We start from the raw sequence: 20,246 nt of genomic DNA on the forward strand, positions 1-20,246 counted from the left end.
TTGTGGTGTGCGGTAAAATCGAAGTATTCATCAGTTCATTGAGAGGTATTTATGAACGCGCCAAAACCAATTTCTGTACAACAGCCGCGCACCGTGGAACACATTGTGGTGGGCCAACCGACCAGCGATGGTGCTGGCGTGAAGCTGACCCGCGTGATTACGCAAAACCTGCAGCGCAGGCTAGACCCATTTCTGATGCTGGACAACTTTGGCAGCGACAACCCCAACGATTACATTGCGGGCTTTCCGAACCACCCGCATCGTGGGTTTGAAACCATCACTTACATGATTGCCGGGCGCATGCTGCACGAGGACAGCAAGGGCAACAAAGGCTTGCTGGAAAACGGCGGCGTGCAGTGGATGACGGCCGGGCGCGGTGTGTTTCACAGTGAAATTCCGCAACAGGAAGAAGGCGTGATGGAAGGCTTTCAACTGTGGTTGAACCTGCCCGCGAAAGACAAAATGTGCACGCCCTGGTATCGCGATTTCAAGAACAACGACCTGCCCCAGTTTAAAACCGCCGATGGTGTTGCGGTGACCGTGATTGCAGGCAACAGCCATGGCGTGGAAGGTGCGGTAAGCCGCGAGGGCACGCAGCCTTTGTACCTTGATTTGCACTTGCCTGCGGGTTCGAAATTTGTGCAAGAACTGCCTGCGCAACACAATGCGGTGGTGTTTGTTTACCGAGGTGAAGTGAAGGTGGGCGGCCAAGTGGTGGGCGACAAACGCATGGCGATTTTGAAGAACGAAGGCGATGGCGTGGTGATTGAAGCCAGTGCCGATGCCAAAGCCTTGCTGATTGCAGGCAAGCCGTTGAATGAGCCAATTGCGCAATACGGCCCGTTTGTGATGAACACCGAACAGGAAATTCGGCAGGCCTTGCAAGATTTTAGAGAAGGCACGCTGGCGTAAAAAAAGCCCGGAAGAATCCGGGCTTTTTTATTTCAACTACGCTGGCACTTAAGGCGAATTATCTCGCTTCAACAGCCTCGGCAGGGGCTGCTTGCTCAAAGGCACCCACACGTTCGCTCAAAGACAGGATTCGATAAATTTCGTAGGTTTCCTGCTCATTGCTGGTGTCGCCTTCAGTCAAGATGCGCTTGGTGTCGTTCAAGGTTGCAGCAGCCACAGTGACAAAGTCGCCATCACCCACAGCAGGATCGGTTGCTGAGACGTCACTCACCGAATCAAGCAACACATTGGTGAAGGTCAACCGACCATTGACCAGAGTGTAGTCAGCTACGATTACACCGTTGGCCTCTTCTCCGTTGTCAACCGCAGGAAGATCGGTGAACACCAACATAACGCGCGAATTGGACAGGAAGTAGTAAAACACGGATGCCACATCATCGCCGAAATCCACACTGCCATTTTCAGCAGGCGCGGCGACAGTGGTAGGTCCACCGGTTGAAAATTCGGGCGGAAGTACTTCGTACCAGGTTCCGATCAGGCTGTCCTTCACGTTATTGAAACGCTCGAAGGTGGCAACGATCGTGATGCCCTGTTCGACCAAAGTGAGTACCAGTTGTGTGCCGTCAAGCGCAACTTTTGAAGAGTACAAAAATGGATCACTTTCACTCGAAGAGTTGTTAGTACCGGGTGGGCTTGTGAAATCGGGAACCAAAGCGCGCGGCAAGCTGGTGAACTGGAATTCAGCTGTTTCACTGTTGTAGTTGGTAGTACCCACGCCAACAAATGAAAACTCATCGGCAGGATCGCTGATATCGAACTCGGAGAACACAAACGAATTCACAACGCCGTCATTTGCAGCGTTCGTATTACCAACATCAAAGCTCAACAACACTTGGTAATTGGCATCGCTGGTGATGGTTTCGCCAGCGCCGGTAGCGCTGACCAAGCGCCAGTTACCTTGCAGCTCGTTTCTGTAGAAGCGAAGCATGGCCTCTGTCGAATCAACGACTGTGGGCTCGCTACCTTCTGGATATGCGCCCTCAATCGCTGTCTGGAATGCCATGGCAAAGTCCGCTGGCGCCATTTCCAGGTTGTTCAAGAGATCAGCAGCGTTCGCGAACTCAATATTGTCAGGAATGGTCACGGAGCCGTTCTCGGCGTTGCCATCGCTGTCTATGGTCTGGAAAAACGTGGTGAGGTTGGCCAGAATATTGGCTTGCGTTGTTGCATTGCCATCAGCCAACTCTTCAGCGATTGTTTGGGGTGTAATGCGTGCGCCACCTGGCACTGCAATTTGCAAGCCGGCGATATTAAAGGTAACTGTGTCACCTGCCTGGAAATTGAACATGCCACCGTTCATGGTGGTGCCTGTCAATCCGCTTGGTGCTGCGCTGTAGCTGACACCATCGATTGGTGAATTGGTAAGCTGGCCTGAAGTGGTGGTACCGCCACCGCCGCCTGCTCCACCTCCACCTGCTGCTGGCGCAGTGCCATCACCGCCACCGCCGCAGCCCGCTAAAATAGCCAAGCTTAAAATGCTGGCACCGAAAAACCGATTCAAACTCATACAACACCCCTTTTTTAGTAGGCCAATTGTTTCAACTTATTAAACAGATAGTTAACACACCGTTAATTAGTACAAACAGGTGTTAACTACCGAAGAATATCGAAGCAATTTACTGCCTACCACCCACTCAAATTGGGGCCTGTAAGAATGCCGACTTGCAACTCGTTTACTGCTCAATCACCACTGGTTTTTTCATTTTCACCCAGGCTTCTGCCTTGGGCAGATAGTTCTCCTCGATCACATTGCGCTTGATTTTCATGGTGGGGGTCAGGAAGCCATTTTCCATGGTCCACAGGTCTTTCACCACTACAATGCAACTCAACTTCTCATGCGCTTCGAGCTGACCATTCACATGGTTCAGCAGCTCGGTCATTTCACTTTCAACCCGTGCCGCTTCATTGGGGTTTTGCTCCACTTGTTTGTGTTCCTCAAGGGGCAACATGACCAGCGCAAAAGGTTGTGAAAACGAGGGGCCTGTTACACACACAGCCTCGATCAATTCATGGCCGTTCAAGCGGTTTTCAATCGGCACAGGCGCAATGTATTTGCCCTTGCTGGTTTTGAACAATTCTTTCACGCGGCCGGTAATTTTCAAGCGGCCTTGCTCGTCGATTACGCCCATGTCGCCGGTTTTCAGAAAACCGTCGGCGGTGTAAGACTCTGCAGTCAGTTCCGGATTTTTGTAATAGCCCATCATGTTGCAGGGGCTTTTCACCAGCACCTCGCCCACTTCGGAAATTTTGCATTCCACACCGGGGTAGGTGTTGCCCACATAGCCCACGCGCACTTTGCCGGGCAGGCTGCAATGGGAATACGCGAAGTTCTCGCTCATGGCATAGCCTTCCAGCAAATCAAGCCCCAGATTGCGGTACCAAGACATCAAGGCCGGGGCCAAGGGTGCCGAGCCACTCAGCGCCATGCGCACTTCTGACAGGCCTAGTTTTTTCAGCAAAAACTTTTTGAACAAACCGGAAAGAATGGGGATGCGGAAAATAATATGCTGCACACCCAGCGGAATTTTTCCGCAAATGCCGTTGTAAAACTTGGTCCACAAACGGGGTACCGAGAAAAACAAAGTGGGCCGTGCACGTTGCAAATCTTGAATGAAGCTGTCGAGCCCGAACGAGAAGTACACATGAAAGCCATAGAACAGCGAGCCGGTTTCGAGAATGGCGCGTTCTGCGGCGTGGGCCAGCGGCAGGTAGGAAATCATGCGGTCGGTGTTGCTGAAGCTCATCACCTGCGAGGTGCCGCGCAGTGCGCTGATCATGGCGTTGAACGAGATCATCACGCCCTTGGGCTTGCCGGTACTGCCCGAGGTGTACAGCATGGTGGCCATTTCATCTTTGCTGCGCTTGACCGGCTTCTGCGTGGGCGCAGTGGCGGCCACGATGTCGTCCCATTTTTTGGCGTGCTTTAATTCAGGCGCCAAAGGCAAAGTGATGGTGGGCATATCGGTTGGAATGCCCTTCTCAACCACGCGCCACAGCTCGTCCATCTTGCCAATGAAAATCATTTTTGAGTCGCTGTTGTCGAGCACGTATTCAGCAGTTTCAGCGTTCAGTGTGGGGTACAAGGGAATGGACACATGCCCTGCCCGCCAAATGGCCAGGTCGGCCATGATCCAGTGTGCGCTGTTCTTGCCCAAAATACCGATATGGGTTTTCTCGGGCAGGTTCAGCGACTGCAAATAAGCCGCCATGCGGTTGACTTGATCAGCCACTTGAGCCCAGGTGTAGTCCACTGTTTTCTCGGCCGATAAAGGCTGTGTGAAATAAACCTTGTTGGGTTGTGTGGCTGCCCAATGGTCCAGGCAATCCAGCAGGGTTTCGAATTTTTCGTACTGCGCTGCGCTCATTTGTTTGTCTCCCGAATTTTTTCTGTTCTTTTAAGTTGATACAAGAATATCAGCACGCCGGCTGCTTCATGGAAATTTCACATTCATTTTGTCAACCTGCCAAGGTCACCAAGAGTTAAACGATGACATTGCTTCAAAAAAGTCCTACAGCCTATTTTCATCAGGAGTACTCAATGAAAACGCTTATTTCCATCATCGCTTTGGGCACCACGCTTGCCTTTTCCCAATTGGCCCAGGCTGGCGATGATTACCGCCGCGGTCATGGCCCCACCATCGACATCAACATCCTGATTCCGTCAGCCTATGCCGCCCTTGGTTTCGACGGTTACGACGATCGCCGGGTGTGGGGCGACGACGACGATTGGGACGACCGCGATGATGACGATGACGACGACGATTGGGATGACCGCGACGATGACGACGATGACGATGATTGATTTACTTCATCATTAAGACGCTAGTTCAAAGCCCCCTTGTTTTCCAGCAGTATGGCGGCGCCCAAGCCGCCCCCTGCACAGCTGGACACCACGGCATAACGCTTGTTCTCCACCTGCAACCTGCGGGCTGCGGTGGTGAGTAAGCGAATACCTGTAGCCGCAAACGGATTGCCCAGGGAAAGCGAACCACCCCAAGTGTTTAGCTTGTCGATAGGCAAATCGCCAGGAACCGCACCCCCATAGTACTCACCCGCGAATTCGCTGCGCTGCATGCACGCAATGTTGACCAAGATTTGAGCGGCGAAGGCTTCATGAAGTTCCCACACGTCGATGTCGGCCATGCTCAACTTGTTTCTGGCCAACAAGGCAGGAATGGACACGGCTGGCCCCAGCAACATTTCTTCTTCCAGGCTTTTCACTGCGGCCAGTTGATAATCCACCACCTTGGCCAGGGGCTGTAAGCCCATGTCATGTGCAGCTTCCAGGCTGGTGACCAGCAAGGCGGCCGAGCCATCGGTAAAACGGGATGAACCCGCGGCGGTGATAACGCCGTCCTTTCGGAAAATAGTGCGCATGGTCGACAGCTTCTGGATATTACTGTCCTTGCGGGGTGTGTTATCCAATGTAATGGGGTGTTTGAAACCCGGCACCTGAACCGGAATAATGGTGCCCTCGAAGTGGCCTTTGTTCAGTGCCTCAATGGCCAACTGGTGGCTGCGCACGGTGAAGGCGTCGCAGTCTTCACGGCTTACCTTGAACTTTTGCACCATTTGTTCGGCGCACACACCCATGGTTTTGCGGGTGGTGAAGTCGGTGCCAGTGGGCATCTCGGGCTTCAAGTCGGCCGGGCGCAGGCTGGCCAGGTTCTTCAGTATGTTTTTTGCGGAAGCATCTTGCCGCACCTTCATGGCTGCACGCCGAATTTTTTGCGAGTAACGAATGGGAATATCGGAAAAGCTTTCCACACCCGCTGCAATGCCAACGTCGATTCGGCCCAAGGCGATCATGTCGCACAAATTGGCAAAGCCCACGCTGGCCGACAAACCGGCCATGGAGGTGGTGTAAGCGGGAATGGTGGCGGGCAAGCCAGCACTCAACATGCTTTCACGCGCCACGTTCGAGGTTTCAATTTCATGCAGCACGGTGCCCATGGTCACCATGTTCACGCGGTTTGCATCAACACCAGTCTTGTTGACCAAACCGGCAATGGCTTTGCCACCCAATTCATAGGTCATAAGCTGCGAATAAGCACCACCTGAATCCAGAAAAGGGGTGCGCACGCCATCGACAATTACGGCTTTTCGAATCGACTTCATTTGAAGCGCCCCACCATGTGCAAGATGCCATCTGCAGAAGTCAAACGCAGCTGTGTGTAACCTTCAGAATCGGGCGTGGTGCTGGTTTGTACCTGCATGCCGGCATGGGGCAAAGGCAGTGGTTTGATCCAGCGCACATCAAGATCGGCCACCGTGTGGCCTGCGTTGTGCAGCACTTCCCAGGTGCGGGCCAATTGCCCGAATCCATGCAAAATACAGCTTTTAAAACGCGTGCGTTTGCCCACAGCCTTGATGGTGTGAATGGGATTGAAGTCGCCCGTCAGCATGGCGAACGCCAGGCCATCTTCTTCCTCGGCATTCCAGTGGCCTGCGGTGGTGAATTCAAATTCATCGCGCTTGGCGGGTTTGCTTTTGCCCGCTGGTTTTGCACGGGGCACGGTGGAGTAACTGTCGATGACCATCGCCAATTCACCCTTGGGGTTGCTGGCCTGCACGCGGGTGTGAATGCGCACTTTGTCGCCATCATCAGTCACGTCCATCAAACTGCCGCGCAGGGCGATTGACTCGCCACGATTCAGTGGCTTGTGAATTTGCATGCGCAAACCCTGATTCAACAGCGACAACAAATTGTAAGGCGCAAGGCTACCCAGCTTGGCCAGCATGGGCATGGCCCAGTGGCTGCAAAAATGTGCAGGCATTTCTGTGCGGTAGCGATTCGCGGGTGCACCGGTCCAGGCCACGTATTGGTCCAGCAATTCATCGTTCAGCGCGGGCACATGCATGCTGTGGTGCACAGGCAGTTGCGGCAAGGTACCGGGTCGGGTAATGGGCGTTGCATTGCGAATAGCCGCCCAGCCCATGGACCGAATGTTGGGCCAGTGCAAGGCCAGGTATTTCAATGGATAGTCTGCCAACATGGTGTGTAGTCCTTTTCTTTTTTACAGGCCCAACTGCTTGCCAATAATTTCATTCATGATTTCATAGGTGCCACCGCCGATCGATGCAATTCGATTGTCGCGGTACAAACGCTCCACCAAACTTTCTCGCATGAAGCCCATACCCCCAAAAATTTGCACGGCTTCATAGGTAATGAAATCAGATGTTTTGGTGGCAAAGTTTTTGGCCATCGACACTTCTTTCAGCGCAGGTTTACCGGCCTGCATGCGGGCTGCAACCCGGTAAGTGAATTCCCGACTGGCTTCCAGCTGTGTGGCCATGTCGGCCAGCTTGTGGCGAATCACCTGGTGTTTGCTCAAGGGCTTGCCAAAAGTGCTGCGGTTTTTGGCGTAATTCAAGGCCTCGTTGAATGCCAGTTCCGACAAGGTGTTGGCGTAGCAAGCCAGGCCCAAACGCTCGGCCTCGAAGTTGGTCATGATCATCATGAATCCGCCGTTTTCAATGCCAATCAAATTCGATTTTGGCACCACCACGTTGTCGAAGAAAAGTTCGGCGGTGTCGCTGCACCACCAACCCATTTTTTTCAAAGGCTGGCCTGTGGTAAAGCCGGGCATGCCCTTTTCCATCAGCAACATGCTGATGCCGCCATAGCCATCGCCACCGGTGCGCACAGCCACGGTGTAATAGTCGGCGCGAATACCCGATGTGATGTAGGTTTTGGAACCCGACACTTTGTAGTGGTCGCCACAATCAACAGCGCGGGTTTTCAGGTTGGCGACATCGGACCCACCACCGGGCTCGGTCACGGCCAGCGCAATGATTTTTTCACCACGCAGCACGGGCGGCACAATGCGTTCTTGCATCTCGGGGCTGGCCCACTTCGCAATGGGTGGCAGTGCAATGCCATGCGACATCAGGCTTGAGAAAAAACCACCGGAACCCGCACGCAACAATTCTTCCGTGGCCACCAGGCTCATGAAGTAGTCGCCTTCGGAATTGCCACCAAATTCCTCTGGGTAGCCAATGCCCAGAATACCGGCATCGCCAGCCAGATTGAAAATTTCCCGGGGAAAAGTGCCCGCCTCTTCCCATTCATTGATGTTGGGTTGAATGTGTCGCTCGACGAAGCGGCGAATGTTGCGGCGTGCTTCGTCGTGGGTTTCATTGAAGTAGGAAGTGAACATGCGAAGACCTTACAGTGGTGACGACAGTTGTCGAATTCGATTCTGGAAACAAGGGGGGCGGCGAACCTCGCCATGGCCAAGCCACGCGGCGGCGGCTGCGAAAGCGGCACGACCTTCGGGCATGGTGGGAGAAAACAAAATGAAATCGTGAAACACGCCCGACCACACATCCACATAGCACTCGGTGCCCAGCGCCTGGGCCTGCTTCATCAAGCGCAGGCTGTCGACCATGAACACTTCATTGGCGGAGCACTGCACATACACTGGCGGCAAACGGGACAAATCACCCAACAACGGCGAAATCAAAGGGTTTGCCGGATCGTGAACATCGGCATAGGGGGTGGCAAACATGCGCTTGAGCCAATCACGGGCTTTGGCTTCGTTGTGACCCAGGAATGCGTCCACCACTTCGGGGCGCAAATCGCTTTCGCCCAAAGAAGGATCAAGCCAGGGCGAGCTGAGGTAAACACGGGAAGGCAAGCGAAGTTCACTGGCATTCATGGCGTGGCATAGCGCAAGGCTTAAATTGCCGCCTGCGGAATCGCCTGCCAGCAGCAATTCATTCTGGCCGTGTTCGTGCAGCAGGGCTTTCCACACTTCAACAACATCGTTCAAACCCGCCGGGAAAGGGGCTTTGCCCATGAGGGTGTAATCGGGCACCCAGGCGCGGGCAATGCCCGATTTTTTGCACAAACGTGCAACAAAGGCCCGGTAATTGGCGGCGCTGCCAAACGCAAAACCACCGCCATGCAAAAACAGCAGGGTTTGACTGGTGTTGGCGTGTGCGCTGTGGTTCTCGATAATTTCCACCGGTACGCCATTGACTGTGCGGTGCTGCACGGTGCAACCCGCTGGCATTCGGGACAGTTTTTGCAGCAGGTTGGTAACGCGCTCGCCAACCCGCCATACCTTTTCAGGATTGCGGGCGGCCAGCAAACGCCCTTGGCACAGGCGCAGGAACAGGGTGACGGATTTGGACATGGAGCTCATGCAAACATCTTGTTGCATGCATGCTGTTTGGCCTAGGGCAAAGCCGGACACAATGGGGGTAAATAGCGACAGGCTGTCTTAATTTACCCTGCTTTGTTCAATAAATGCTTGCGGCGACATGCCAAACCAGCGTTTGAAGGCACGCCTGAAGTTGGAGACTTCTTGATAACCCAGGCTAAGGGCCACCGATTCCACGGTGTTGTTGCTGACCAGCAAGCTGAGTTTGGCCTGCCGTGCTAATTCGGAATCGCGCAGTGTTTGGTAGCTGGTTTGTTCATCGCGCAGGTAGCGCATCAAGGTGCGCGATGACAAATGAAAATGGCTTGCCACTTGCTCGCAAGTCCATATTTGACCGGGGTTGCTGCGCAACAGCTCGGTCACCCTGGCTGCCCAGTTGCTGGGGCGGCGCTGTTCAAGCAACAACTGCTCGCAACGGGCCAAGGCCATGGCGTGGGTTTCCGGATCGGCCATGGGATTGGACATCAAGGCCAAACCATGGGGAATCACAATTTTTGTTTTCGGTTTGCCGAACAGGCAAGGTGCATGCAAAAATTCGGGGTACTGGTTGGCATACGGCGGGGCAGAATACGCCAGCTCCACTCGCAATGCGGGTTTGGAATTGCCAATGATCATACCCAGGTGGTTGACCATGGTAGCCAGCACTGCTTCGCAGAAAAATCGCCCTACTTCATCCAGCGCGATGCCCATGTTGATGATCACCGCAAAGTGATCGCTGGCAATGTGCCCTTCCATGCGGGCAAAGCCACCGCGTATGTCGTGAAACTTTTCAGTCGCTTTCCAGGCATGGCCCAAGGTGGGCGATGAAGCAATCAAGGTGCCCAGTGGGCCGTGCGCGGCCAGGTGCAAATTGGCACCCCAGCGCAAGCCCAGTGCCGGGTTGCCGCTTAGCTGCAAAGCATTGCGCACAATCACGGCCTGGGTTTCTGAATCAATATAACGGTTCAACTCGAACAGATCTGCGGGAGCCAAGCGCGTGCCTTTCAACAGCAGAAGCTGGCCTTTGTGGTCCAGCCCCTGCTCACGCGCCAGTGTGCGCGTGTAAGCCGTTGGAAAAACAACCTTGTTGTTGGCGTGTTGACTGGTCACACTGTTGCGGCAAGTCGAGCGCCTTGGTTAATGGCTTCTTTGGCATCAAGTTCAGCGGCCTTGAATGCACCGCCAATGATGTGCAGTGGCTTGCCCAAAGCGCGCACTGATTCTTCCAGTTCGCGGTTGGGGTGCTGGCCTGCACACACAATCACGTTGTCCACTTCCAGCAAGTGCTCGGCACCATCGGGGGTGCGAATGCGCAGGCCTGCATCCTCAACACCAATGTATTCCACACCCGACAACAAACGCACGCCTTTGGCTTCCAGCGCGGCGCGGTGGATCCAGCCCGTGGTTTTTCCGGGGCCTGCAATTTTCTTGGGCTTGCGTTGCAAAATCGTGATTTGTCGGGATGCTTTTTCCGGGTTGGCCTTCACGCCGGCAATGCCGCCACGCGCATTTTGCTCACGATCAATGCCCCAGAATTCGCAGAAGTCTTCAATGCTGGTAGAGGGGGATTGCGCTACGCCGTGCTCATTTGCGTGATGAGTCAAAAATTCGGCGGTATCCACACCAATACCACCACCGCCCACAATGGCCACACGCTGCCCAACCGGCTTGCCGTGCTTCAACACATCGAGATAACCCATCACCTTGGGGTGATCAACACCGGGCAGGCTGGGCACGTTGGGAATGATGCCGGTGGCCAGCACCACTTCATCAAAGTCTTTCAGATCATCGGCGTTAATGCGTTTGCCCAATTGGAAATTAACACCCTCTTTCTTCAACATGGTGCTGAAGTAACGAATGGTTTCATGAAATTCTTCCTTGCCGGGTACCTGCTTGGCAATGTTGAACTGCCCGCCAATTTCCTTGGCCTCATCAAAGAGGGTCACCGCGTGGCCGCGCTGTGCAGCCGTCAGCGAGAACGACATGCCCGCCGGGCCTGCACCCACCACCGCCACTTTTTTCTTCGCGGTTGTTTTCACAAAAACAAGCTCGGTTTCGTGGCAAGCCTGCGGGTTCACCAAACAGCTGCAACGCTTGCCGCCAAAGGTGTGGTCCAGGCAAGCCTGGTTGCAACCAATGCAGGTGTTGATTTCATCCACCCGACCTTCTTTGGTTTTCAACACCCAGTCGGGATCAGCCAGAAACGGGCGGGCCATGGCGATCATGTCGGCATCGCCATTTTGCAACACGCGCTCAGCATCGCCGGGCATGTTCAAGCGGTTCGACGCAGCCACAGGAATGGACACCACTTCCTTGATTTTGCGGGTGGCCCAGGTGAATGCGCCGCGCGGCACCTGCGTGGCGATGGTTGGAATTTTTGCTTCGTGCCAGCCAATGCCGGTGTTCAGAATGGTGACGTCTGCTTTTTCAAGTTCACGGGCCAGCAGCAATGTTTCTTCCAGGCTTTGACCATCGGGCACCAGATCAAGCATGGACATGCGGTACACAATGATGAATTCTGCACCCACTTTGGCGCGAATGCGGCGCACCACTTCCAGCGGAAAGCGCATGCGTTTCTCGAAAGTGCCGCCCCATTCATCGGTGCGCTCGTTGCCACGCTCGGTTAAAAACTGGTTCAGCAAATAACCTTCCGAACCCATGACTTCGACACCGTCGTAGCCTGCCATTTTGGCGTACGCAGCCGCGCTGGCAAAACCATCAATTTCCTGTTCAATTTCTTCTGCAGTTAGCGCGCGTGGGGTGAATGGGAAAATCGGCGACTGCTTGGCCGACGCTGAAACCATGTTCACGTTGTAAGCCTGGCGGCCTGCGTGCAACAACTGAATCGCAATTTTTCCGCCTGCGGCGTGTACGGCATCGGTCACCGTGCGGTGACGAATGGCGTCTTGCTCGCTGGTCATGCGGCCAGCGCCGGGCCACAACACAGCGGTTTCCGAGGTGGCAAAACCACCGGTGATCATCAAACCCACGTCGCCTTGTGCTCGGCGTGCGAAAAACGCAGCCAGTTTCTCTGGTGGCTCTTCTTCAAGCCCGGTGTGCATGGAACCCATGATGACGCGGTTTTTCAAGGTGGTGAAACCCAGGTTCAATGGCTCAAGTAACTTGGCGTGCGCTTGATTTTGCATAACTGCGGGCATTTCAATACCTCGATGGTTGGATCAACAAAACATTACAAAGTTATTCAAATATTACGTCAATTAGAAACAAATTAAGGGGTGGCATGCACTTTCACGCGGCATGTGCCAGCCGGTATTCCTTGGGGGTTTGGCCGCACCAGCGTTTGAATGTTCGGCTGAAATTGGATGCGTCCTCGTAGCCCAACGCGTAAGCGATGTCTTCAACCGTGGTGTCGGTGTTGGCCAGCAACCAGCTGGCGCGTTCTTGCCGCACTTCATCCAGCAATTGCTGAAAGCTGGTGCCCTCGGCCTGCAGGTGGCGCATGAAGGTGCGTTCGGTCAGGTTTTCCCTGGAAGCCATGCTTTGCAAGGTGGGCATGTGCCCTTCGGTTTGCTGCAACAGCATGCGCACGCGCTGGGCTAGGGTGCCGCCGGCTTGAAGGCGCTGCAACTGCAAATCACAATCGCGAAGCAAGCGCTGCAAGGCTTCATCATCGGCAGCCAGGCTGGGGCTGTTCACCAGAGTGCTGCCCAACACCACACGCAACTGCGCATGACCAAAGCTGTTGTGTTGCGCAATTCGCTGATATTCATGAGCCCAGGGCGGGGCTTCAAACGGCCACTCGATTCGAAGTTGCTGTGGCAGTTCTTGCCCCGTCATCGCTGTGAGCAACTGCACCAAACCACCAAGCAACTGGCAATGCAGGTACTCGCGAACCGGGCCCAAATCAACCCATTCTTCAAGCACTGCGGCAAACTCGGGTTCAGGTTCAAACTTCAAATTGGCGAGGTTTTGGCGCAAGCCTGCGTAGCGCTGCAGCAGTAACATGGCGCTGGGCAAATTCTTGCTGGCAATCATGGCTGCACCGAGCGTGCCGTGGGCCGATGCCGGTGTTCTCAACCCCACCTCCAAACCCAGCCATGGGCAGTTGCTTAGCTTGAGTGCGTGCTCAATCAGCTGGCGCATCTGGTCAAAACTCATGAACTGGTTGCTTTCGTGAAGCTGCTGCCAGTTCAGGGGCAAACCGTCCAGAATTTCTTCGGGCAAATGACCGCGACGCTGCAACTCGGCGCACAGCAAACGCGCGTACACAGGGTGCAAGGCAGGCTTTAAGGCTGCGACTGATTCATGCAGAGATTGGGTCAAGTGTGTTGTCTCGTGGTGTTTGTTGTTATTTTGGTTTTGTCACTTTATGACGATCTTATGCCACCCTGCGCGGTGTTGTCCATCGCCTTGCAGGCCTAAGATGAAACCATCCTGAACAACCCAGTGCACAACAATGACTTCCAATACCATGCCCGCTACACAATACAAAGACCCCAAGAAATACATGTGGCTGTTGTCGGTGATCGCGCCCTTTGCCGCGCCGCTCGGCCCAATCATGTACCTGTACACCGGCCACACGCAGTGGCTGTGGATTTTCCTGGCGTTTTTCTATCTGGGTTTGCCCGTGCTCGATTTTGTGTTTGGCGAAGACAAACAAAACCCGCCTGAACAGGCGGTGCCCGAACTGGAGAACACCAAGTACTACCGCGTGATCACCTACCTGCTGGTGCCCATTATTACCTTCGGTTTTTTGTTCAACGTGGTTTTTCTCGCCACGCACGATTTGCACTGGCTGCACTGGCTGGCCGTGGCCATTACCACAGGTTCATTGCTGGGCTTTGGCTTGAACCTGGGTCATGAAATGGGCCACAAAAAACGCAAGCTGGACAAAGCACTGGCGCTGTTCACCCTCTCGCTGGGTGGCTATGGTCACTTCTCGATCGAACACAACCGTGGCCACCACCGCGATGTGGCCACACCGGAAGACCCGGCCACCTCACGCATGGGTGAACACATTTACGAATTCATGTTGCGTGAAATTCCAGGGGCATTCAAACGCGCCTGGAGGCTCGAAAGTGAACGCCTGGAACGCGCAGGCAAAAGCCGCTGGAATGCAGGCAATGAAATGCTGCAAGCCGGTGCCATGACCTTGGTGTTGTACACCGCGCTGATCGCCATGTTTGGCTGGCCCATGGTGCCGGTGTTGGCCGTGGTAGCCTTCTGGGGTGCATTTCAGTTGACCAGTGCCAACTACATTGAACACTACGGCTTGATGCGTCAGAAGTTGCCCAATGGTGAGTACGAGCGTTGCGCCCCACACCATTCCTGGAACAGCAACCACTTGGTGTCCAACCTGGTGGTGTTTCAGTTGCAGCGCCACTCAGACCACCACGCCAACCCGGCGCGCAGTTACCAGTCGCTGCGTGATTTTCCGGAGCTGCCCAGCTTGCCATCGGGGTACTTCGGCATGTTCCTGATTGCCTATGTACCACCCCTGTGGTTTGCCATCATGAACCCAAGGTTGCTGGAAGTGGCAGGCAAAAACGCACAAAAAATCAACATTCACCCAAGCAAACGCGCACGTGTGATTCAGCGTTATTCGCTGGCGGCCTGATCAGCCAGCCTGATTGATCTGCTTGCCCACAGCGCCCTCTTGCAGGGCGCTTTTTAATTCTGCAGGAATAATTTGCTTGGTGAATTCTTTGGCACACACCAACACGTAAGTGGCTTGTGAAGTGGCAATTACCTGCCCACTTACCAAATTGGTGAATGCAATTGTGAGTGTAAAACTGGTGTTTCCGAAATGGGTGGGCTCGACTGTGGCACACAGCACATCGTCATAACGCGCGGGTGCTTTCCACTCCGTGAGCAAACGCACCACCTGGGTTTCATAGCCCAGGCGAACCAGCTCCTGATAACTGCCAATGGCTGCTCGCAAATATTCAGTGACTGCCAAATCGGTGTAGTCACCATACCGGGCATTGAAAACGACGCCTTGCGCGTCGCATTCGCCATAACGCACCCTGAATAGGAACTCAAAAGGCTTGCTCATTGAAAACTCACACCGGCTGTGCAACAAGCGCCTGCGCCAAGTGTTCCTGACGTGCTCTTGCATTGTGCTCGGCCTGTTCAAGTGCGGGCACGCGCGACACGCCACGAATGAGATCCACGGCTTTTTCAGCCATCATCATGACAGGACCATTGGTGTTGCCACCGATCAGGCTGGGCATCACAGACGCATCGACAATGCGCAGACCTTCCAGCCCGTGCACACGCAATTGTGGATCCACCACCGCCATGGAATCGGTGCCCATTTTGCACGTGCCTGTGGGGTGGTAAACCGTGTCAACCCTGTTGCGCAACACTTCACGAATTTCGTCATCGGTGCGCACATGCTCGGTGAATTTGTCTTTCAAAATCCACTTGGCCAAGGCAGGCGCATGCATGATCTTTCGGGTCAATTTGAAGCCCTCCACCAGATCATCCAGATCACGAGGATCTTTCAAAAAGCCAATGTCGATCAGTGGTGGCGTGTCCATGGTGTTGCCTTGCAGGGTAAGGCTGCCACGGCTGCGCGGGCGCAACAAACACACGTGGCACGAAAAGCCATGCCCCATGTGCATTTTGCGAGCGTGGTCATCCACCATGGCCACCACAAAGTGCAGTTGCACGTTCGGGTCTTTCAACTCGGGGCTGGTTTTCAGAAACGCGCCGCCTTCGGCGAAGTTGCTGGTGAGCGCACCACGGCGATGCTTGCGGTAGCGGAAAATTTCACGCAGCAAACGAATACCACCGCGAATGGACAAACCCAGTGTGTCCAGGCTTTTGGTGGAATAACCAAAAATAAAGTCGGGGTGATCCTGCAGGTTCTTGCCCACGCCGGGCAAGTGATGAACCACATCGATATCATGACGTGCCAACTCTGAAGAGTCGCCCACACCGGAAACCATCAACAATTGCGGCGTTTGAATGGCACCCGCAGTCAATATGATTTCTTTGCGTGCTTTCAATACAGTCAGCTGACCGTTGATGGACACCTCAACTCCTACAGCACGCTTGCCTTCAAACAGCACACGCTGAACCATGGCCTTGGTGTGCACAGTAAGGTTTTTGCGGTGCAAGTGCGGAAACAGATAGGCACGCGCTGCGCTCCAGCGTTCACCATTTTTTTGGGTCACTTGGTAAATGCCAACGCCTTCCTGGTCGGCACCGTTGAAATCATCAGTGATCTTGAAACCAGCTTGCTTGCCAGCTTCCAGATAAATTTGCTGAAAGGGATTGTCGGAACGCAAATCGGCCACATTCAACGGGCCGCTGTTGCCGTGGTAGGCGTCGCGAATTCGCTCGTTGCATTCACTGAGTTTAAAATAAGGCAGCACGTCTTTGTAAGACCAGCCGCTGCACCCCTCTTCATTGGCCCAACGGTCGTAGTCCGATGCCGTGCCACGAATGTAAACCATGGCATTGATGGCCGAGGAACCACCCAAGGCCTTGCCACGCGGCTGGTAACCCTTGCGACCGTTCAAGCCGGGTTGCGGTGTAGTTTCGAATGCCCAGTTGTTGATTTTGGTGGGCAACATGGCCACCGCACCGCTGGGAATATTGATCAGATTACCGGTGCCATCGCCCCCGGCTTCGAGAAGGCATACATCGAGTGCTGAGTCTTCGCTGAGGCGGCCTGCCATGGCACAACCGCCGGAACCACCACCCACCACAATGTAGTCGTGCTCTGTCTTCATCTGCTCCTCCTGATTTTCAAACCCGCTTGGATCGGATTTTGTGATTTTCTCACTTGATCATAGAGGAAGCCGGGCAAAAAGAAACGCCTCAAAGCGCACAAAAAATTGATAATTCCGGTCAAGCGATGCGTGTGATCTTCTCGGGTGCAGCGGGTGCACTGCCCACCGCATTTCCAGCCAACTGGTTCACCTGTCCCAAGGCCTCTTCCACCTCTCGCATCACGCGCTGGGTTAATTCCTCAACCGTGGGTACGTCTTGCACCAAACCTTGTACCTGACCGATCAACTGCACACCCTGCGTGTGGTTGCCCTCGATGGTGGCTTTCTTGATTTGCAAAACGGCAGCACCGTAAAAGGTAACCGTGAGTGTTTGCTCCAAACCCATTTTGAAGACGTCTTTCAGAATACCCAGCAAAGGCTTGTTCATTTCACGCGCGGCCAGGTAGGCGCGCCACATGGCACGCACCGGATTGAATGGCTTCGACATGATTTTTTTGGAGTTGGGCGTGGTCATGACCCGGCAAGGAATGCTGTCAAAGTTCTTGCTGTAAATGGTGTCTTCCACTTCCTTTTTCACAATCAGTTCTTTGGTGTTGGCATGCACCGGGCTTTCTTTCGACGCGGCCCAGCGCGTGCCCATGGCCACACCGTCTGCACCCAAGGCCAAGGCTGCCACCACACCGCCACCCGTGCCAAAACCACCGGCTGCGATAATTGGAAGCTTGGTGACCTGCCGGATTGCAGGCACCAGCACCAATGATGTAACTGCACCGCCGTGCGCTGCGGCCTCATGGCCGGTCACCAACAAGGCATCTGCACCCGACTGCTCGGCCTTTAGGGCATGTTTGGCATTCACCACGGTAACAATCACTTTGCCGCCGTAGTCGTGCACACGCTTGCACACATCGGCAGGGCTGCCCAGGCTGAAATTGATTACAGGTACTTTTTCATTCAGGGCTACTTCAAGATTTTCACGGGCACCCGGCATGATCAATGCGCAACCAATGCCGAAAGGCTTGTTGGTCAGGCTTCGAACCTTGCGAATTTCAGAGAGGGTTTGTTCGGGCGTCAAATGCCCAATGGCCAGAATACCCAGACCACCAGCGTTGGCTGTGGCAGCCACCAGATCGGCATTGGCCACGTAGGTCATGCCGGGGCACACCAGCGGGTATTGAATGTTGAACATCTCGGTGATGCGGGTTTTCATGGGCTGTCCGTAGATCGAGTGGGCCGGGTCGGGCAATCCAATGAATATTACATCAACCGAGATATTCTGATAAGCACTGTAAGTATGCGCTGAGCAGCTTTTATCCCAGCGTCTTGGTCAGGTCACCCAACAATGGCAAACCACCGAGCAAGCCACCCTCAGCACCACTGGTCGAACTGATGGATGAGGTCAAACCACCCAGCAGATCACCGACCACTGGAATACCCGCCAAGGCATCACCACCGGAAAGCAAACCGCCGCCGGAGAGCAGATCACCCCCAAGCACATCGCCCAATACAGGCACGCCGGCCAACAAGCCGCCATCGGCACCACCTTCCAAGAGGCCGCCCAACAGTGGAATGTCGCCCAAGGCACTGCCGCCGCCAAGCCCGCCAGTCAAGCTGTCCAGCGCACCGCCGAGGAATGGAATGTTGCCCAAGGCATTACTGACATCACCACCCAAAGAGCCCGCGAGATCACCGATCAGGTTAGTGACTGGTGCAGCGGGTGTGCTGGCGCCCACCGACGACACCGCATCGCCAACGCCGCCTAACAAACCACCCACGGTGTTCAGCAAGGTGTTGCCGCCTTCTCCGATCAAGGCCAAAGGCGTGGGAGCCAAACCTTCTTGAAGGCCACCCCCCAGACCACTGAGGACACCGGCCAAACCACCGTCGTTGTTACCCGTGGCCACTGAATCAACCACACCACCCAAAGTGCCTGCAATGTCGCCCAGCACCGGCACCGGAGCCAACAGTTGGCCGACGCTGTCAGTCACGTTCACCACGGTGCCCACCACGCCGCCAACACCACCATCGGTATTGGGGCCTGTGGTTCCCAACAGGCTGGCCACCAAATCAGACACGGGTGCCAGTGGTGTTCCTTCACCGAACCCGCTCACCTGGTTGGCGGCCACACCGAGCAGATCGGTCAAAGTGCCCAGACCCATGTCGAGCACGTTGGCCACCGGTGCCAAAGGTGTGGCTTCAAGCCCGCTGGTCAAGCCATCGGTCAAGCCTGTCAAAATTCCGTTCAAACCGCCGTTGTTGTCGCCCACCAAAGTGGATTCAATCACATTGCCCACGGCGTCGACCACGTCGCCCACCACGGGCACGGGTTCGGTCAATTCACCCAGATTGTTGGTCAGGTCACTGATGGTTTCTGCCAGGCCACCCGCATTTTCTGCAGGCAAGGCGCCGGGATTTCCACCACCGCTGCCACCACCGCCGTTGTCATCGTCTGAACCGGCAAACACAGCTGCAGCACCCACTGCACCTGCCAATGGCAGAGCACCCAGGCCTGCGCCAGCCCCCAGAAGGCCAGCACCAAAGAGACCACTCATTTCTCCGGTGGCTTCCTGACCATCCAGCACTGCCGCCTGGTTTTCTCCATCAAACTCGGACACCAAGGTGACATTGCCCAAACCATCGCCAGCATTGGATGTAATCACCACCTGACCGTTGGGGCCTGCATCGGGGTCAAAACCCAGCGTGGCCACACCGCCATTGGAGATTTCGAGGAATGCCGGAATTTGTTGCTGTGTGCCTGGAATGCTGAGCACTGCAATGGAGTTGCTGGTGGAGCGCAAAACGTCACCCGCTTGCAACACCATGTCTTCGCGAAGAGGCGTTTCAATGCCGTTTCGCTTCACAAACACGTCGCCGTCGATATTGGTCACAGAGGCTACTACTGGGCTGTCAAAGTTCATGGTGTTTTCCTTGAATCAAGCAAAGTCAGCGTTTTGAACCACGATGGATTCTGCAAATGCTGCGGAGGAGTTAATGGGAGAGGAGGACTGCGAGAAATCAGTGAAGTCCCTTGGAGAAATCGCGGCAGTGGCTGCATCAAACTGGCTGTTCATGCCAAATAGCGAAAGATCAATTTGCGTGATTTGCGACACAATGCTGTTGAACAAATCAGCGGGAATTACAGTGGAGGCCAATGACAAATCTGTGCTGTTCATGCCCGGCAAAGTGTCCATACTTTGAACAGAACCCATTTCGTTCGACATGTGAATTCCTTGCTGATGTTCCGATTGAAGGGGGGGTTAACTAATTTTGGTTAACCATTACTAGGTAGCGAATATACCGAATATGTAAGGTTTTTACTTACACGATGTAAGGGTTTTTTCTAAAAATTGTATTAAAACCACGAAAGAACCCATTTAGGGGGATCAAAATTGGGGGGGTTCGAGAAAGCAAATACGCGGAGTAGAAC

The 20,246-nt window shown here is 54.5% G+C and carries 17 protein-coding genes; 3 read left to right on the plus strand and 14 right to left on the minus strand.

Features of this window, described 5'->3' with window-relative positions; all coding sequences use genetic code 11:
• The first annotated feature begins 51 nt into the window (after window positions 1-51).
• Window positions 52-912, plus strand: a complete 861-nt coding sequence (locus B4C79_RS01985) for a pirin family protein (RefSeq protein ID WP_291740318.1) — start codon at window positions 52-54, stop codon at window positions 910-912.
• A 58-nt stretch (window positions 913-970) separates the two neighbouring features.
• On the opposite strand, the gene B4C79_RS01990 is transcribed toward B4C79_RS01985, so the two are convergent.
• Window positions 971-2,479 carry a hypothetical protein gene (locus B4C79_RS01990; RefSeq protein WP_291740320.1) on the minus strand — a complete coding sequence of 503 codons (1,509 nt, stop codon included), beginning with the start codon at window positions 2,477-2,479 and terminating at the stop codon, window positions 971-973.
• Window positions 2,480-2,645: 166 nt separating this feature from the next.
• Window positions 2,646-4,337 carry an AMP-binding protein gene (locus tag B4C79_RS01995; RefSeq protein WP_291740321.1) on the minus strand — a complete coding sequence of 564 codons (1,692 nt, stop codon included), beginning with the start codon at window positions 4,335-4,337 and terminating at the stop codon, window positions 2,646-2,648.
• 173 nt (window positions 4,338-4,510) lie between these two features.
• On the opposite strand from B4C79_RS01995, the gene B4C79_RS02000 reads away from it, so the two are divergent.
• Window positions 4,511-4,774, plus strand: a complete 264-nt coding sequence (locus B4C79_RS02000) for a hypothetical protein (protein WP_291740323.1) — start codon at window positions 4,511-4,513, stop codon at window positions 4,772-4,774.
• Between the two features lie 20 nt (window positions 4,775-4,794).
• Here B4C79_RS02000 and B4C79_RS02005 read toward each other — a convergent pair whose 3' ends face one another.
• The 7 genes from B4C79_RS02005 to B4C79_RS02035 form a co-directional block, all read right to left on the minus strand.
• Window positions 4,795-6,090, minus strand: a complete 1,296-nt coding sequence (locus B4C79_RS02005) for a thiolase family protein (RefSeq protein ID WP_291740325.1) — start codon at window positions 6,088-6,090, stop codon at window positions 4,795-4,797.
• The gene (locus tag B4C79_RS02010) at window positions 6,087-6,968 is read right to left on the minus strand and encodes a MaoC family dehydratase (protein WP_291740327.1); all 882 of its coding nucleotides are present in this window, start codon (window positions 6,966-6,968) and stop codon (window positions 6,087-6,089) included. Before B4C79_RS02010 ends, B4C79_RS02005 begins: the two co-directional genes overlap by 4 nt.
• A 21-nt stretch (window positions 6,969-6,989) precedes the next feature.
• Entirely contained in the window at window positions 6,990-8,132 is a 1,143-nt protein-coding gene (locus B4C79_RS02015) for an acyl-CoA dehydrogenase family protein (RefSeq protein WP_291740329.1), read from the minus strand.
• 9 nt (window positions 8,133-8,141) lie between these two features.
• Window positions 8,142-9,113 carry an alpha/beta hydrolase fold domain-containing protein gene (locus B4C79_RS02020; protein WP_291740330.1) on the minus strand — a complete coding sequence of 324 codons (972 nt, stop codon included), beginning with the start codon at window positions 9,111-9,113 and terminating at the stop codon, window positions 8,142-8,144.
• An 87-nt stretch (window positions 9,114-9,200) separates the two neighbouring features.
• Window positions 9,201-10,229 carry an AraC family transcriptional regulator gene (locus B4C79_RS02025; protein ID WP_291740332.1) on the minus strand — a complete coding sequence of 343 codons (1,029 nt, stop codon included), beginning with the start codon at window positions 10,227-10,229 and terminating at the stop codon, window positions 9,201-9,203.
• The gene (locus tag B4C79_RS02030; RefSeq protein ID WP_291751629.1) at window positions 10,226-12,265 is read right to left on the minus strand and encodes an NADPH-dependent 2,4-dienoyl-CoA reductase; all 2,040 of its coding nucleotides are present in this window, start codon (window positions 12,263-12,265) and stop codon (window positions 10,226-10,228) included. The genes B4C79_RS02025 and B4C79_RS02030 overlap by 4 nt, the downstream gene beginning before the upstream one ends.
• Window positions 12,266-12,368: 103 nt before the next feature.
• Complete coding sequence (locus tag B4C79_RS02035) at window positions 12,369-13,403, minus strand: AraC family transcriptional regulator (protein ID WP_171099845.1); 1,035 nt, start codon at window positions 13,401-13,403, stop codon at window positions 12,369-12,371.
• A 133-nt stretch (window positions 13,404-13,536) separates the two neighbouring features.
• Here B4C79_RS02035 and B4C79_RS02040 point away from each other — a divergent pair, with 133 nt between their 5' ends.
• Entirely contained in the window at window positions 13,537-14,697 is a 1,161-nt protein-coding gene (locus B4C79_RS02040) for an alkane 1-monooxygenase (protein ID WP_291751630.1), read from the plus strand.
• On the opposite strand, the gene B4C79_RS02045 is transcribed toward B4C79_RS02040, so the two are convergent.
• The 5 genes from B4C79_RS02045 to B4C79_RS02065 all read right to left on the minus strand — a co-directional run bounded on the left by B4C79_RS02045 (window position 14,698) and on the right by B4C79_RS02065 (window position 20,040).
• The gene (locus B4C79_RS02045; protein ID WP_291739618.1) at window positions 14,698-15,135 is read right to left on the minus strand and encodes an acyl-CoA thioesterase; all 438 of its coding nucleotides are present in this window, start codon (window positions 15,133-15,135) and stop codon (window positions 14,698-14,700) included. It lies immediately after the preceding gene.
• Window positions 15,136-15,142: 7 nt separating this feature from the next.
• Window positions 15,143-16,822, minus strand: a complete 1,680-nt coding sequence (locus B4C79_RS02050) for a GMC family oxidoreductase (RefSeq protein ID WP_291739617.1) — start codon at window positions 16,820-16,822, stop codon at window positions 15,143-15,145.
• Window positions 16,823-16,940: 118 nt separating this feature from the next.
• Window positions 16,941-18,029: an NAD(P)H-dependent flavin oxidoreductase gene (locus tag B4C79_RS02055; protein WP_291739615.1), complete on the minus strand. Its 1,089-nt coding sequence runs from the start codon at window positions 18,027-18,029 to the stop codon at window positions 16,941-16,943.
• A gap of 100 nt (window positions 18,030-18,129) precedes the next feature.
• Window positions 18,130-19,737: a hypothetical protein gene (locus B4C79_RS02060; RefSeq protein WP_291739613.1), complete on the minus strand. Its 1,608-nt coding sequence runs from the start codon at window positions 19,735-19,737 to the stop codon at window positions 18,130-18,132.
• 15 nt (window positions 19,738-19,752) lie between these two features.
• Window positions 19,753-20,040: a hypothetical protein gene (locus tag B4C79_RS02065; protein ID WP_105029516.1), complete on the minus strand. Its 288-nt coding sequence runs from the start codon at window positions 20,038-20,040 to the stop codon at window positions 19,753-19,755.
• Window positions 20,041-20,246 lie beyond the last annotated feature (206 nt).

Source organism: Limnobacter sp. UBA7229 (assembly GCF_002473065.1).
Classification (GTDB): Bacteria; Pseudomonadota; Gammaproteobacteria; order Burkholderiales; family Burkholderiaceae_B; genus Limnobacter; species Limnobacter profundi.

Coding starts and splice junctions, on each gene's coding strand:
- B4C79_RS02060 (WP_291739613.1), bottom strand. CDS start 19,737: ATGAACTTTGACAGCCCAGTAGTAGCCTCTGTGACCAATATCGACGGC.
- B4C79_RS01985 (WP_291740318.1), top strand. CDS start 52: ATGAACGCGCCAAAACCAATTTCTGTACAACAGCCGCGCACCGTGGAA.
- B4C79_RS02000 (WP_291740323.1), top strand. CDS start 4,511: ATGAAAACGCTTATTTCCATCATCGCTTTGGGCACCACGCTTGCCTTT.
- B4C79_RS02040 (WP_291751630.1), top strand. CDS start 13,537: ATGACTTCCAATACCATGCCCGCTACACAATACAAAGACCCCAAGAAA.
- B4C79_RS02045 (WP_291739618.1), bottom strand. CDS start 15,135: ATGAGCAAGCCTTTTGAGTTCCTATTCAGGGTGCGTTATGGCGAATGC.
- B4C79_RS02065 (WP_105029516.1), bottom strand. CDS start 20,040: ATGTCGAACGAAATGGGTTCTGTTCAAAGTATGGACACTTTGCCGGGC.
- B4C79_RS01995 (WP_291740321.1), bottom strand. CDS start 4,337: ATGAGCGCAGCGCAGTACGAAAAATTCGAAACCCTGCTGGATTGCCTG.
- B4C79_RS02055 (WP_291739615.1), bottom strand. CDS start 18,029: ATGAAAACCCGCATCACCGAGATGTTCAACATTCAATACCCGCTGGTG.
- B4C79_RS01990 (WP_291740320.1), bottom strand. CDS start 2,479: ATGAGTTTGAATCGGTTTTTCGGTGCCAGCATTTTAAGCTTGGCTATT.
- B4C79_RS02005 (WP_291740325.1), bottom strand. CDS start 6,090: ATGAAGTCGATTCGAAAAGCCGTAATTGTCGATGGCGTGCGCACCCCT.
- B4C79_RS02015 (WP_291740329.1), bottom strand. CDS start 8,132: ATGTTCACTTCCTACTTCAATGAAACCCACGACGAAGCACGCCGCAAC.
- B4C79_RS02010 (WP_291740327.1), bottom strand. CDS start 6,968: ATGTTGGCAGACTATCCATTGAAATACCTGGCCTTGCACTGGCCCAAC.
- B4C79_RS02050 (WP_291739617.1), bottom strand. CDS start 16,822: ATGAAGACAGAGCACGACTACATTGTGGTGGGTGGTGGTTCCGGCGGT.
- B4C79_RS02020 (WP_291740330.1), bottom strand. CDS start 9,113: ATGTCCAAATCCGTCACCCTGTTCCTGCGCCTGTGCCAAGGGCGTTTG.
- B4C79_RS02030 (WP_291751629.1), bottom strand. CDS start 12,265: ATGCAAAATCAAGCGCACGCCAAGTTACTTGAGCCATTGAACCTGGGT.